This window comes from Pseudomonas grimontii (genome assembly GCF_007858185.1).
Taxonomy (GTDB): Bacteria; Pseudomonadota; Gammaproteobacteria; order Pseudomonadales; family Pseudomonadaceae; genus Aquipseudomonas; species Aquipseudomonas grimontii.
In genome coordinates, this window is sequence record NZ_VFES01000003.1 from 154,731 (window position 1) to 168,530 (window position 13,800).

The 13,800-nt window shown below is 58.1% G+C and carries 9 protein-coding genes; 6 read left to right on the plus strand and 3 right to left on the minus strand.

What is annotated here, in order from left to right; genetic code table 11:
• Positions 1-4: 4 nt before the first annotated feature.
• The 4 genes from FIV39_RS07355 (at position 5) to FIV39_RS07370 (ending at position 10,205) form a co-directional block, all read left to right on the plus strand.
• A complete protein-coding gene (locus FIV39_RS07355; RefSeq protein WP_244176246.1) occupies positions 5-4,459 on the plus strand; it encodes an RHS repeat-associated core domain-containing protein in 4,455 nt (1,484 codons plus the stop codon).
• 18 nt (positions 4,460-4,477) lie between these two features.
• Complete coding sequence (locus tag FIV39_RS07360; RefSeq protein WP_090401407.1) at positions 4,478-5,077, plus strand: hypothetical protein; 600 nt, start codon at positions 4,478-4,480, stop codon at positions 5,075-5,077.
• A 152-nt stretch (positions 5,078-5,229) separates the two neighbouring features.
• Positions 5,230-9,648 carry an RHS repeat-associated core domain-containing protein gene (locus FIV39_RS07365; protein WP_090401406.1) on the plus strand — a complete coding sequence of 1,473 codons (4,419 nt, stop codon included), beginning with the start codon at positions 5,230-5,232 and terminating at the stop codon, positions 9,646-9,648.
• Complete coding sequence (locus FIV39_RS07370; RefSeq protein ID WP_090401405.1) at positions 9,645-10,205, plus strand: hypothetical protein; 561 nt, start codon at positions 9,645-9,647, stop codon at positions 10,203-10,205. The genes FIV39_RS07365 and FIV39_RS07370 overlap by 4 nt, the downstream gene beginning before the upstream one ends.
• 114 nt (positions 10,206-10,319) lie before the next feature.
• Here FIV39_RS07370 and FIV39_RS07375 read toward each other — a convergent pair whose 3' ends face one another.
• The 3 genes from FIV39_RS07375 to FIV39_RS07385 form a co-directional block, all read right to left on the minus strand.
• Positions 10,320-10,595 carry an HU family DNA-binding protein gene (locus tag FIV39_RS07375; RefSeq protein WP_003213368.1) on the minus strand — a complete coding sequence of 92 codons (276 nt, stop codon included), beginning with the start codon at positions 10,593-10,595 and terminating at the stop codon, positions 10,320-10,322.
• 191 nt (positions 10,596-10,786) lie between these two features.
• Positions 10,787-11,935, minus strand: coding sequence for an NAD(P)/FAD-dependent oxidoreductase (locus FIV39_RS07380; protein WP_090401404.1), 1,149 nt, complete (start codon positions 11,933-11,935; stop codon positions 10,787-10,789).
• A 36-nt stretch (positions 11,936-11,971) separates the two neighbouring features.
• On the minus strand, positions 11,972-12,139 hold the full coding sequence (locus tag FIV39_RS07385) for a rubredoxin (RefSeq protein WP_003213373.1): 168 nt from the start codon (positions 12,137-12,139) through the stop codon (positions 11,972-11,974).
• 197 nt (positions 12,140-12,336) lie between these two features.
• On the opposite strand from FIV39_RS07385, the gene FIV39_RS07390 reads away from it, so the two are divergent.
• Together FIV39_RS07390 and ubiA are read left to right on the plus strand one after the other, a co-directional pair.
• Entirely contained in the window at positions 12,337-12,900 is a 564-nt protein-coding gene (locus FIV39_RS07390) for a chorismate--pyruvate lyase family protein (protein WP_090401403.1), read from the plus strand.
• A complete protein-coding gene (gene ubiA / locus FIV39_RS07395; RefSeq protein ID WP_090401402.1) occupies positions 12,900-13,790 on the plus strand; it encodes a 4-hydroxybenzoate octaprenyltransferase in 891 nt (296 codons plus the stop codon). Before FIV39_RS07390 ends, ubiA begins: the two co-directional genes overlap by 1 nt.
• Positions 13,791-13,800: the final 10 nt, after the last annotated feature.

Here is a 13,800-nt window from a genome sequence, read left to right on the forward strand (position 1 = left end):
CTGCATGTCTGACGCGTTATGGGCAGCCCGGATGGGCGATGCGCTCTCCCACACCTCGATGATGGCCGACATCCTTGGCGGTGTGCTGGAGGTAGCGGCCAATATCGCTATCACCGCCGTGGCGACTGCGGCGGTGGTTGCCGCCACCGGGATTACCGTGGCCACCGGCGGGCTGGGTTGCTTCCTGCTGGGCGCCGTGGTGGGCACGATTGTCGGCCTGGCCATGAGCAAGACCGGCGCGGACAAAGGTCTGACGAATTTATGCGATAGTTTCAGCAATGCGCTGTTCCCGCCCACGGTGCAGGCGAACATTCTCACGGGCTCCACCGACACCCTCACCAACAACATCCCCGCCGCCCGTGCCGCCGGGGCGATCAGTTCCCACGTCGCGCCGGCCGGCACCGAGCTGGAAGAACCCGAGCCTGAGCCAGAAGCCAGCTACCTGGACATGGCCGAGAGTTTCTTCTCGCAGATGTGGCGCCCTACAGTTGCAACCCCCGCTCCTGGCGCCGTGCCCAAGCCGCTGGACCTGGTGGTGTGCATGAAGCACCCACCTATGCCGCCGCAGTTCCTTGCCGAGGGCTCGGACAAGGTCACGATCAACGGCCAGCCGGCGGTGCGCAGTGGTGATCGCAGTACGTGCGATGCGACCGTGGTGTCGTCCGGATTGATTTCATCGAACGTGACCATCGGCGGCGGGTCGGTGGTGGTGCGCGAGATTCGCAGCGGCAAGACTCCGGGTGTGGGGCTGGCGGTGACGGCGTTGTTGATGCTCAAGGGCGGTAAGGGCAAGTTCTTCAGCAAGCTACCGTGCATGTTGATCGGCGGCGCAACCTCGATGGCCGTGAGCAGTGCGATGGGGGCGATGGCCAATGCGGCCATGGGCTCGTCGAACCCGGTGCATGCGGCCACCGGCGCCAAGGTGTTGGGCGGCGATGATGAGCTGGATTTCGTACTGCCTGGCATCCTGCCGATTGATTGGCAGCGTTTCTACAACAGCCGTGACGAACGCACGGGCGGTTTGTTCGGTGCGGGTTGGAGCGTGCCGTATGAGGTGTGCGTCGAAATTCGTCCCCATCCCGAGGGCGGTGAAACGCTGGTCTACACCGATGAACAGGGCCGGCCTATCGACATGGGCAGTATTCCCCTGGGCGGCGCGGTGTTCAGCGCCGGTGAAGGGCTGGCCGTGCGGCGACACCTCAATGGGCAGTTGCTGATCGAAAGCGATGACGGGTTGTATCGCTTGTTTGAACCCTCTGCCAACCCGGCGTTGCTGCGCCTCAGCCAGCTCGGCGACCGCAACGACAACCGCATCCATGTTGATTACGACGAAGCCGGGCGACTGATCCGGCTGCGCGATACGTTCGACCTGGTGCAAGTGGAGTTGATCCGCGATCAAGGCCACGTGGTACGGCTCGAGCGGCTGTACCCCGATCAGCGCCGCGAAGTACTGGTCAGCTACGGCTACGACGCTATCGGCAACCTGGCTGAGGTCCGCGATGCCACTGGCCAGGTGCAGCGACGCTTCAGCTACGATGCCGGCCGGCGCATGGTGGAACACCAGTTGCCGACCGGGTTGCGCTGTTTTTACGAGTGGGTCTTGGTTGAGGACGCCGAATGGCGCGTGGTCCGGCACTGGACCGACGAAGGCGACGCCTACCAGTTCGACTATGACTTGCAGGCCGGTATCACGCGCATTACCGACGGCTTGCAACGCGTCAGTACCCGCCACTGGAACACCCAGCACCAGATCGTTCGCTACTGCGATAACCTCGGGCAAACCTGGCTGTTCGAGTGGAACGACGAGCGCCAATTGCTCAGCGCCACCGACCCGCTGGGCGGGCGCTATGCATACAGCTACGACGACGCCGGTAACCTGATCGGCGAGACCGACCCGCTGGGCCGCAGCGAATCCACTACGTGGCTTGAGCATTGGGCTTTACCAGTATCTGGCACGGACAGCGAAGGCAACACCTGGCACTTACGTTATGACCAGCGAGGTAACTGCATTGCTGAAACGGACCCGCAGGGTCATGTTTCGCAGTATCGCTATGACGATCACGGGCAGTTGGTGGAGGTCATCGACGCAGCGGGAAAAAGCAAAAGGATGCGCTGGAACCCATTCGGCCAACTCATTGAGCATATTGACTGCTCAGGTTACCCGACACGTTTCAAGTATGACGAAAGAGGCTATTTGCAGGCTGTCACCGATGCATTGGGTGAGCGCACAACCTTTGTTTACGATCCAAGGGGTCTGTTGCTGAGTACTCAGTTGCCTGATGGGCGCATTGAACACTTTCAACGCGACACTAGCGGTCAATTGATCGCGCATACCGATTTCTCCGGGCACTCTACCTACTATCAACGCAATCGCCAGGGACAGGTCAGCCAGCGGCTTGATGCGCATGGCCGCCAAGTCAACTTTGAATACGACAGCTATGGTCGTCTTAGAACTCTATGCAACGAAAACGGTGAGCGGTACCGTTTCGCCTGGGACGCCAATGACCGCGTGGCTGAACAGCAGGACCTGGACGATAGCGTGCGCCGCTATCATTACGACGCACTGAACAACATCAAGCGGATGGAAGCTATTCCTGCCCCTTTGGGCAGCGGAATGGCCTCAGTCCCTGTAACTCCCGAAGCACCCATCGTGCATTGCTTTGAGCGCGACGCTGTTGGCCGCCTGCGGGTCAAGATCACTGATGATGGACGAACGGAATACACCTACGACTCGCTGGATCAACTCAAGGCCGTCACATTTACCGACCATGCCGGCAGGCAACAAGCAATCAACTTTGACTACGACAGCGTTGGTCAACTGATCGAAGAGAAAAGCGCGACTGGCACCCTGCAACATAACTATGACGAGCTCGGCAACCTGAGCCAGACTCGCCTGCCCGACGGGCGCTGGCTCAACCGCTTGCACTACGGCAGTGGGCACCTCCATCAAATAAATCTCGACGGTCGGGTTATCAGCGACTTCGAGCGCGACCGCCTGCACCGCGAAGTAATGCGTACCCAGGGACATCTCAGCACGCGTCATCACTATGACCGTTGTGGGCGATTGCGCTCCCGCGAACGAGGCCAGATCGCTCGGGCATCGGTATTTCCTGCTGCGGTACAAAAGCATTTCGAGTATGACCCCAGCGACAACCTGATTGGCAAGCTCGAGCAGACGCCGAGCGGCCAACGCAGGCAACTGCTGCACTACGATGCAACCGACCGGGTGATCGCCAGTCAAGACAATCTCGTAGGCCAACGCGAAACCTATTCCTATGATGCAGCGGCGAACCTTCTCGATGCTCCGCAACCCGGTGCCGGGCTGGTACAGCACAACAAGGTTCTGACGTATCAGGACAAACGTTATCGCTATGATGGTTTCGGTCGAATGATCGAAAAACGCAGCGCAAATCGCGGTATCCAGCGCTTTGCCTATGACGCCGAACATCGCTTGATTGAGGTCCACAATGAGCACGGCGGGCAGCGGTCTGTCGTAAAAATGACCTACGACCCTATAGGACGAAGAACTGCCAAGGCGACCTACGACGGGAATGGCTATTTGTTGAGCGAAACCCGCTTTACCTGGGATGGACTGCGCCTGCTGCAAGAACACAAGCACGCCCAGACCAGCCTTTACATATACGGGGACGACAGTCACGAACCTCTCGCTCGCGTTGATGGCAGTGGTACCCAGCAGAAAGTTCGCTATTACCACAATGACCTCAACGGCCTGCCCGAACTGCTCTCGGAAGCTGAAGGCCAGACCGTCTGGCAAGCCAGCTATCAAATCTGGGGAAATACGGTTCAAGAAATCCGTGAACCCTACTACATCGAAGAACAAAACCTGAGGTTTCAGGGCCAGTACCTGGATCGTGAAACCGGCTTGCATCACAACATATTCCGTTTCTACGATCCGGATATCGGCCGCTTCACTACACCCGATCCTATCGGCCTCGCAGGGGGCCTGAACCTTTACCTGTATTCAACAAATCCGCTGACCTGGATCGACCCCTACGGCTTGAATCCTGAGGATTTGATACGTTACAAACCCAAGGCGTCTGTCACCCCGAAAGCGGGTGGCCGCGGTACGGCAATCAATAGAGCATGGGGCGAAGAACGGGATCTGGTTCTACGCGGTGGCGGCTCACGAAACTGGACAGATGAAGAACGCGAGCTGATCAAGAATACAAAGAGCAACGCTCGCCTGAACTCTAAGATGTCCAAAGCAGGTTACACCGGTCACCATATCAACAGCGTCGAAGGTAATGGCGCCCTGGGCAAGGCCTGGAAAGGTGACCCGAGGAACATTGTTTTCTTGCAAAACTCGAAACACCCAAGTGGTGTGGATGAACATTTGAACAGCCCTCAAGGGCACCGAAAGAATTATGCCAACTCAGGCAAAGGCCGATTGATCGACCGTCTTAGAACACCCGGCAGAAAAGCCGGCTGCGGTAAATAATTTCCATTGGAGAAGAACATGAGCGCCCTTGACAACGCATTTAAAGAGCTGCGCCGCGTCCACAAAAAATTCGATATCGAAGGCAGCTTCGAAAAAAGCAGCCATGCCAACACAAAATGGCCGCAGACGTTACCGCGCTCGGCAGAGACCGACTATTTCTACGATAACTGTGAGCCAGTTGATGTTGAAGTTGAAACCGGTTTGACGCCGATCTGCTTCTTCAATTTGAGCGCTTTGGAAGACGGCCAAGTTGGCTATAAATGGGATGGCGATTCGAACAAGACCCAGGTAAATGGGAATTGGCCTGCCCAGTATCTGGTTTTCATGGATGATATTGGCGGCGGAAAACCGATGATCGCCGTCACGGACACTCCCGGGACTCCAGTGTGGGCGAGCTACGATGTCGTCGAGCCGTTCAAGATTGCCGATTCCCTGGCTGATTTCCTCTTGGCATTCGCCAAAACTATCGAAATTGTTCATGGAAAATTCGACATCTTTGACATTTACAACGATGACGACGAGCTTTCCCCCAAGTTTGTAAAATTGCTGACCAAGGAAGTGAGCCCGTTGCTAGGTGAGGAGAACTTCGAACGCTTCTTCGATTACTTCTACGGCTAAGACAGGTTGTGCCAAAGACAACGTACGGCCTGTCGACTGCCTTGAGGATCCACCCATGAGAACAGCGTTGATGAGCATGCCTTAACCAAACGAGGGCAGCTGACTGACTATGGAAAGTCCTAATAGACTCAACACGTCCCTGAGCACCGCGCATGTCTGACGCGTTATGGGCTGCCCGGATGGGCGATGCGCTGACCCACACCTCCATGATGGCCGACATCCTTGGCGGTGTGCTGGAGGTGGCGGCCAACGTGGCGATTACTGCGCTAGCGACCGCTGCGGTGGCGGCTGCGATTGGTGTGACGGTCGCTACTGCCGGCATTGGTGGCTGCATCCTCGGCGCGGTGGTCGGCATTGTCGTCGGCATGGCCATGAGCAAGACGGGGGCCGACAAGGGCCTCAGCAAAATGTGCGAGAGTTTCGCCAACGCGCTGTTTCCACCGGTGGTGGAAGCCACGATTGCGGTGGGCTCGACCGACACTTTCGTCAACGGCATCCCCGCTGCGCGTGCGGCCGGCTCCATTCCCTCGCATGTGGCGCCCGCAGGCACGGAGCTTGAACCCCCGCCGCCGGAACCCGACACCGCGCCACAAGCCGAGCCTGGCTTCCTGGATATGGCCGAGGGCTTCTTCTCGCAGCTATGGCGGCCGACCGTCGCCACGCCCGCGCCTGGTGTCGTTCCAGCCCTCACCGATATGGTCCTGTGCGCCCGTCATCCGCCAATGCCGCCTCAGCTCCTTGCCGAAGGTTCGGATAAGGTCACAATCAACGGCCAGCCCGCAGTGCGCAGTGGTGACCGCAGCATGTGCGATGCGACGGTGGTGTCGTCGGGGCTGATCTCACCGAATGTCACGATTGGCGGCGGTACGGTGGTGGTACAGGAGATTCGCAGCGGGAAAACCCCCGGTGTGGGGCTGGCGATTGAAGCGTTGATGATGCTCAAAGGCGCCAAGGGCAAAACGCTGAGTAATTTGCCGTGCATGTTGCTGGGCGGCGTCAGCTCTTACGCTGTGAGCCAAGCCATTGGCGCAATGACCAATGCTGCACTCGGCTCACCCAACCCCGTGCACGCCGCCACCGGAGCAAAAGTGCTGGGTGACAGCAACGAAATGGACTTTGCTTTACCAGGATTGCTGCCTATCGACTGGCAGCGCTTCTACAACAGCCGCGATGAGCGTCGTGACGGTCTATTGGGGGCAGGATGGAGTGTTTCCTATGAAGTGGATGTTGAAATCCAGCCACATCACGAAGGTGGCGATCAACTGGTCTACACCGATGAGCAGGGAAGACGCATCAACTTGGGTTCACTGAGCCTGGGTGCTGCGATGTTCAGTCCTGGAGAAGGCTTGAGCATACGTCGCCATCTTAATGGTCAGTTGCTGATCGAAAGCATGGAGGGCTTGTACCGCCTGTTTGAACCGGCTCCGGCGTCATCCTCCTTGCTTCGACTGAGTCAACTGGGGGATCGCAATAACAACCGTATCTATCTGGATTACGGCGATGATGGGCAACTTTGGAAACTGCGCAACTCCTTTGATCGCGTACAGATCGAACTTACCTGTAGATTGGGCAGGCTGATACAGGTCGAACGGATTTACCCCGACCAAAGCCGTGAAGTGTTGGTCACTTATGGCTATGACGCAAACGGCGACCTGATTGAAGTCAGAGACAGTGCCGGCGAAGTGCGCCGACGCTTTTCTTACGACGCAGGGAGGCGAATGGTGGAGCACCAGCTCCCGGCGGGCCTTAGATGCTTCTATAAATGGGCACTCATCGACAACCTCGAGTGGCGGGTCATCAAGCACTGGACCGAGGAAGGTGACGAGTATCAGTTTGACTACGACTTGACTGCTGGCATCACGCGTATTACCGATAACCTGCAGCGCGTCAGCGTTCGCAAGTGGGATGCGCTGCACCAAATCACCGAATACACCGACAACCTTGACCAGACCTGGTTTTTCGAGTGGAACGATGAGCGCCAATTGCTCGGTGCAACTGACCCGCTAGGTGGTCAATACCAATACGCCTATGACGAGTCGGGTAACCTGATTAGCACCCGGGACCCCTTGGGTCGCGCCGACTCGACCATTTGGCTTGAGCATTGGTCACTGCCACTGATCGAGACGGATGCGGCAGGGAGCAGTTGGCAATATCGCTACGATAGCCGCGGTAATTGCATATGCGAAACCGATCCTCTTGGACATGTCACCCGATACCAGTACGACGTAAACGGCCAAGTCATCGCAATCATCGATGCCACCGGAAAAAGCAAAACGCTGCGCTGGAACCCACTCGGCCAACTGGCTGAACATATAGATTGTTCCGGGTATCCAACACGTCTGAACTACGACCGCCGTGGCTATCTGCAAACCATCACAGACGCACTTGGAGAGCGCACGAAGTTTAGCTATGACCCTCAAGGCCGATTAATCAGCACTCAATTACCCGATGGTCGAACGGAACATTTTGGGCGTGACTCGAGCGGACAATTGACCGCCTATACGGACCTCGCAGGGCACACTACTCACTATCAGCACAACCGACGGGGACAGATCCGTCTGCGCACAGACGCCCATGGTCGGCAAGTGCGATTCAGTTACGACAACTATGGTCGCCTGCACGCACTGACGAATGAGAATGGCGAAAGCTATCGGTTTGCCTGGGATGCCGGAAACCGGCTGATAGAGCAGCAAGATCTCGATGGCAGCGCCAAGCGCTACACCTACGACAAGCTCGACAACGTCATCCTGGCGTCCAGTATTCCCGCACCCTTCGGGACTGGCCTGGACATCGTCCCGACGGCGCCCGTAGCACCGATTGATCATTACCTGGAACGCGACAGAGCAGGCCGCCTGACGGCGAAGATCACCGCAGACGGCAAAACAGAATACACCCACGATCCGCTGGATCAACTTACGGCCATCACGTTTACCGACAACCAGGGGCGGCAACAAAAGCTCGCTTTTAGGTATGACCCGCTGGGGCAACTCATCGGGGAGCAGAGTGATACAGGAAAACTGCAGCATCATTACGATGAGCTCGGTAATTTGATCCAAACCCAACTACCCGACGGCCGCTGGGTGAACCGCCTGTACTACGGAAGCGGTCACCTCCATCAAGTCAACTTGGATGGGCAGGTGATCAGTGATTTCGAGCGAGACCGCTTGCATCGAGAAGTACTGCGTACCCAAGGCCAGGTCTTCACCCGCAGCGAATATGATCGCAGCGGTCGTATCCGCTCACGGGTGAGGCGCCTGGCCGACCAGCCCAAGCTTGCCTCGGGCACCACACGTCGCCAATTTGAGTATGATCCGGGCAATAACCTGATTGGTCGCCTGGATGAAAACCCGACCCGCCAGTCTCGACAGCTTCTTCACTACGACGCCACGGGCAGAATTGTTGCGAGCCAGGATAGCGGGCAGGGGCAACATGAAACATTCGCCTATGATGCGGCAGCAAACCTGCTTTCAAGCACACACGCTGGCGCTGGCCTGGTGGTGCACAACAAGGTATTGACGTATCAGGACAAGCGCTACCGCTACGACGCGTTCGGTCGGATGGCAGAAAAGCGAAGCGGAAGTCGAATGCTCCAGCGTTTCAAATACGATGCAGAACACCGCTTGATTGAGGTTCACAATCAAAGCGGCAGCGCTGAAACAGTAGTGTCGATGCTCTACGACCCTTTGGGCCGTCGCATCGAAAAAAGGGTACATGACCCACGAGGGTATCCGATCGATCAAACGCGGTTCGTCTGGGATGGCCTGCATCTGATACAGGAGCACAGGCATCAGCAGACTAGCCTGTACCTGTATGTCGATGAGGGTTACGAGCCACTAGCTCGCGTGGATGGATCCAAAGAGCAGCAAAAGGTCCGTTACTACCACAACGACTTGAATGGATTGCCGGAACAATTGACGGAGCCTGACGGGCACTCTGTCTGGCAAGCCCGCTACCAGGTCTGGGGCAACACGGTGCTTGAGAACCGCGAAGCCTACTTCATCGAAGAGCAGAACCTCAGGTTCCAGGGGCAATACCTAGACCGGGAAACCGGACTTCACTACAACACGTTCAGATTTTACGATCCAGACGTGGGGCGGTTTACCACTCCAGATCCCATTGGACTCATGGGCGGACTGAACCTCTACCAGTATTCACCGAATCCTGTTTCCTATATCGACCCCTTAGGCCTGACAGGGTGTCAGCTGGCAGCTGCAATGAAAAAGAAGACAGGGCTGCCCAGACCTCCGAATTCCGCAGCGCACCACATTGTGGGTGAAACCTCAAAAGGTTCAGCGGCTGCCAGGAAAATTCTTAAAAAGCACAAAATAGATATCAACAGCGCTGAGAACGGTGTGTTCTTACCGAACAAAAACAACACCAATGGCATGCCTGGCATATTGCACAATGGCAGACACCCTAACGACTACCTCGACACCGTCAACAGCCGCATCATTGCCGCCAGTAAAGCCGGAGGCAAAAAAGAGGTGCTTGCCGAATTGAAGAGCATGAAGGACAAACTGTCTTCAGCCAGCAGAGACGCCGACTGGAAAACTATATTGGGTGGACCATGAGTAGTATCTATTTATTGAAATCCAACGTCCGAGACCACAGTTCATTTATCCAGACTATGGATGACGATGAAGACAGCATCATGGCCCTTGCCATGGATCAGAACTGGCAGGCTTTCGCAAAACCACCTTCACCTATTTCACTCGAACTTAGAAAAAGTGACTCCGGGAAAAAAAACTATCAGTTCGATATAAGTGGTGCCCTGAGGCCCTTTTTTGTTATCAGTGAGCCTGCCTTGGATGTACTGGGCGACATACTCAAACCTCGCGGGCAAGTTCTGCCAGTGAAAACAGACAGCCAGAAAAAGCAATTTTTCGGTTACTACCCTACAAATACCCTGACCGGTTGCTTCGATAAAGAGCGATCAATATACCGCGTGGCAAAAAAAGGTTTATTGATTGAGCGTGTTGTGCTGATTTCGGCGCATATCAAGGATGACTATCTGTTTTCGATCGAAGAGGATTTCACTCGAGTATTCGTGACGTCTGCGTTTAAACGTCGAGTTGAAGAAGCGGGACTGACTGGCTTTGACTTTTCCAGCGAGATAGAAACGTCGTAAGGCCGGCGAGCTGACACCGGTGGGCCGCGCAACCCGCTAAAAAAATGGACACCCAACCCAGTCGGCGTGCCCATTCTTCTTACCGCCCCGCCTCCCTTCGAGACGGTACCGCCATTACGGGTTGACGCTGTCTTTGAGCGACTTGCCCGGCTTGAACGCAACGGTGTTGCTCGCCTTGATTTTCACAGGCTCACCGGTTTGCGGGTTTTTGCCGGTGCGGGCGCCACGGTGGCGTTGCAGGAAGGTGCCGAAACCAACCAGGGTGACGCTGTCCTTGCGGTGCAGGGCGCCGGTGATTTCTTCGAGAACGGCGTTGAGGACGCGGTTAGCCTGTTCTTTGGTGAGATCCGCTTTTTCAGCGATGGCGGCTGCGAGTTCTGGTTTACGCATATGTGAAGCCTCTTTGACGGTTTTTTGTTGTTATGTCCGTGCTGCTCGTCTGTGGAGCAGCGCCCAAAGCGCCGCAGGCTCTACTCTGCGGCAGACGGGAGTGAGGATGGCATGCCCTCGCACGCTCCGCCAGTCTCGCGGCGACCTTTCTAGGGTAAAAAATGTGCTTATTCCGACAGAACGACCGGTATTTACGCCAGCAACGGCGGAAGTTCTTTGTTGAGGGCGAGTTTTTCCATCACCGCGCTGCCGGTCAGCGCGTAACCCAGCAGGCGGCCGCTGGCGTCGCGGCACAGGGCCTTGATGTCGGCGCCCTGCCCTTCGACGCTCCACACACCTTCGGTGCCCCGTGGCGGCGGGGAGACCACCAGCGGGCAGACCGGCGTTTTCACGGTAACCGGCATCGGCCCGTAGCTGACGGCCGTGGCGTTGCCGGCCAGGGTCTGGGCCAGGGCGCGGGCGCACGTCATCAGGGGCATGACGTACAGAAGGTTCAGGCCGTCGACTTCGGCGCAGTCGCCCAGGGCGTAGATATTGGCGTGGGAGGTCTTGAGGTGGCGGTCCACCATGATCCCGCGATTGGTCTGCAGGCCGGCGGCGGCGGCCAGGTCGACACGCGGGCGCAGGCCGATGGCCGAGACCAACAGGTCGCAGTGGACCACTTCACCGTCCGACAGGTGCGCTTCCAGGCCGTCAACGGTGCGTTGCAGGCGGTTGAGCACCGGGCCCAGGTGGAATCGCGCCCCCAGCCCTTCCAGGCCTGCCTGTACCGCTGCGGCCGCCGCCGGGTGCAGCAGGGTCGGCATGACTTGCTCGCACGGCGCCACCAGGTCGATCTCATAGCCGCCGAGGATCAGGTCATTGGCAAATTCGCAGCCGATCAGGCCGGCGCCGAGCAGCAGCACGCGGCGCTTGCCGGCAGCGGCGGCGCGAAAGCGGGCGTAATCTTCGAGGTCATTGATCGGGAAAACCAGCTCAGCAGCATCGCCCTCGACCGGTACGCGCACGGTTTCTGCGCCCCAGGCCAGGACCAGATCACGATAAGCCACCGCTTCTTCACCGATCCACAGGCGCTTGTGGCCTGGGTCGATCCCGCTGACGCGGGTGTGGGTGCGCACTTCGGCCTTGAGTTGCTCGGCCATGGCACCGGGTTCGGCCATGCTCAGGCCATCGGCTTCCTTGTTCTTGCCAAAGCCGGTGGAAAGCATGGGTTTGGAGTAGGAGCGCCCGTCATCCGCGGTGATCAGCAGCAATGGGGTCTCGCTGTCGAGCTTGCGAAACTCCCGGGCCACGTTGTAGCCGGCCAATCCTGTGCCGATGATCACGACAGGTGCGTTCATTCCTTTCTCCTTGTAGTACGGTTCTGAAACTGAAAATTAGCCGATTTCGATCATTTCGAAATCCATCTTGCCGACGCCGCAGTCCGGGCACAGCCAGTCTTCCGGTACGTCCTGCCACAGGGTGCCCGGAGCGATACCATCATCCGGCCAGCCGTCTTTTTCGTCATAGATCAGGCCGCAGACTACACATTGCCACTTCTTCATTTACTTGCTTCCTCAGGGTCCAGGCAGGTTGGCCGGCGGTCGATGGATCCAGCGTTGCCGCACGGCTCAGGGCGTTTTGTACTGATCGGGGCCGGCAGATGCAAGCTCGATCGACGCAAGGCGCCGGCTCAGCCCGGCAAAAGATCAGGACGCCATGGTAAGCTCGCCGCCTCTTTTGCTGCCAATACTGACTCACCGTGCCGCACTCAATCGCCCTTCCCGATGTTTGCCAATGGCTGACCCAGAGCCTTCTGATCCCTGCGCCCGCGCCCTTGACCCTCAACTGGCTGTTCGACGAAGGCTCGCTGACCCGCCGGCTGACGTGGCTGTCCAACGACGGTTTCAGCGTGACGCCACTGTTCGAGGGCTGGCAGCCACTGCGCGATGATGAATGCGCGGCGCTGCACATGCCTGCGGCCAGTGTCGGTTGGGTGCGCGAGGTGTATTTGCGTGGGCACGGCCAACCGTGGGTGTTTGCCCGCAGTGTGGCGGCGCGCAGTGCATTGCAGGGCGACGGCTTGCATATGGACGAATTGGGCAGCCGTTCCCTGGGCGAATTGCTGTTTTGCGACCGGGCGTTCATCCGCCAGGCCATCGAGGTGTGCCATTACCCTCGCCAATGGCTGCCCACCACGGACCAGGCCGACGGGCTGTGGGCACGCCGCTCACGCTTTGATCGCGGGCCGCTGAGCGTGCTGGTGGCGGAAGTCTTCCTGCCGAGCTTCTGGCACGCGCTGCATGACCATCCGGAGAACTGCTGATGTATCAACGTCTGCTCAAATCCTTGAACCGCCTGAACCCCAGGGCCTGGGATTTCATTCAGTTGACCCGCATGGACAAGCCCATCGGCATCTACCTGCTGCTGTGGCCGACGCTGTGGGCGCTGTGGATCGCCGGCAAGGGCTCGCCGTCCCTGGCCAACATCGTGATTTTCGTGCTGGGCGTTACGCTGACTCGCGCAGCCGGTTGCGTCATCAATGACTGGGCGGACCGCAAGGTCGACGGCCATGTGAAACGCACCGCGCAACGCCCGCTGGCCAGCGGCAAGATCAGTTCAAAAGAGGCCTTGGTGTTCTTTGCGGTACTGATGCTGATCAGCTTCCTGCTGGTACTGCTGACCAACGCCACCACCATTTGGTTATCGCTGGGCGGCCTGGCACTGGCGGTCAGCTACCCGTTCATGAAGCGCTACACCTATTATCCGCAGGTGGTGCTGGGCGCGGCGTTTTCCTGGGGCATGCCGATGGCGTTCACCGCCGAAACCGGCCACCTGCCCGCCACCGCCTGGCTGCTGTATATAGCCAACCTGCTGTGGACGGTGGGCTACGACACCTATTACGCAATGACCGACCGCGACGACGACTTGAAGATCGGCGTCAAGTCCACTGCCATTCTGTTCGGCGATGCCGACCGGGTGATCATCCTTACCCTGCAAGGCCTGGCGCTGCTGTGCCTGTTGCTGGCCGGCGCAAGGTTTGAGCTGGGGGGTTGGTTCCACCTGGGGTTACTGGCGGCGGCCGGCTGTTTTGCCTGGGAGTTCTGGTACACCCGCGACAGGGACCGGATGAAGTGCTTCAAGGCGTTTTTGCACAACCACTGGGCCGGGTTGGCGATTTTTGTCGGGATTGTGGCGGATTACGGGTTTCGATGAGGGGCCGGGC

Coding starts and splice junctions, on each gene's coding strand:
- FIV39_RS07355 (WP_244176246.1), top strand. CDS start 5: ATGTCTGACGCGTTATGGGCAGCCCGGATGGGCGATGCGCTCTCCCAC.
- FIV39_RS07360 (WP_090401407.1), top strand. CDS start 4,478: ATGAGCGCCCTTGACAACGCATTTAAAGAGCTGCGCCGCGTCCACAAA.
- FIV39_RS07365 (WP_090401406.1), top strand. CDS start 5,230: ATGTCTGACGCGTTATGGGCTGCCCGGATGGGCGATGCGCTGACCCAC.
- FIV39_RS07370 (WP_090401405.1), top strand. CDS start 9,645: ATGAGTAGTATCTATTTATTGAAATCCAACGTCCGAGACCACAGTTCA.
- FIV39_RS07375 (WP_003213368.1), bottom strand. CDS start 10,595: ATGCGTAAACCAGAACTCGCAGCCGCCATCGCTGAAAAAGCGGATCTC.
- FIV39_RS07380 (WP_090401404.1), bottom strand. CDS start 11,935: ATGAACGCACCTGTCGTGATCATCGGCACAGGATTGGCCGGCTACAAC.
- FIV39_RS07385 (WP_003213373.1), bottom strand. CDS start 12,139: ATGAAGAAGTGGCAATGTGTAGTCTGCGGCCTGATCTATGACGAAAAA.
- ubiA (WP_090401402.1), top strand. CDS start 12,900: ATGTATCAACGTCTGCTCAAATCCTTGAACCGCCTGAACCCCAGGGCC.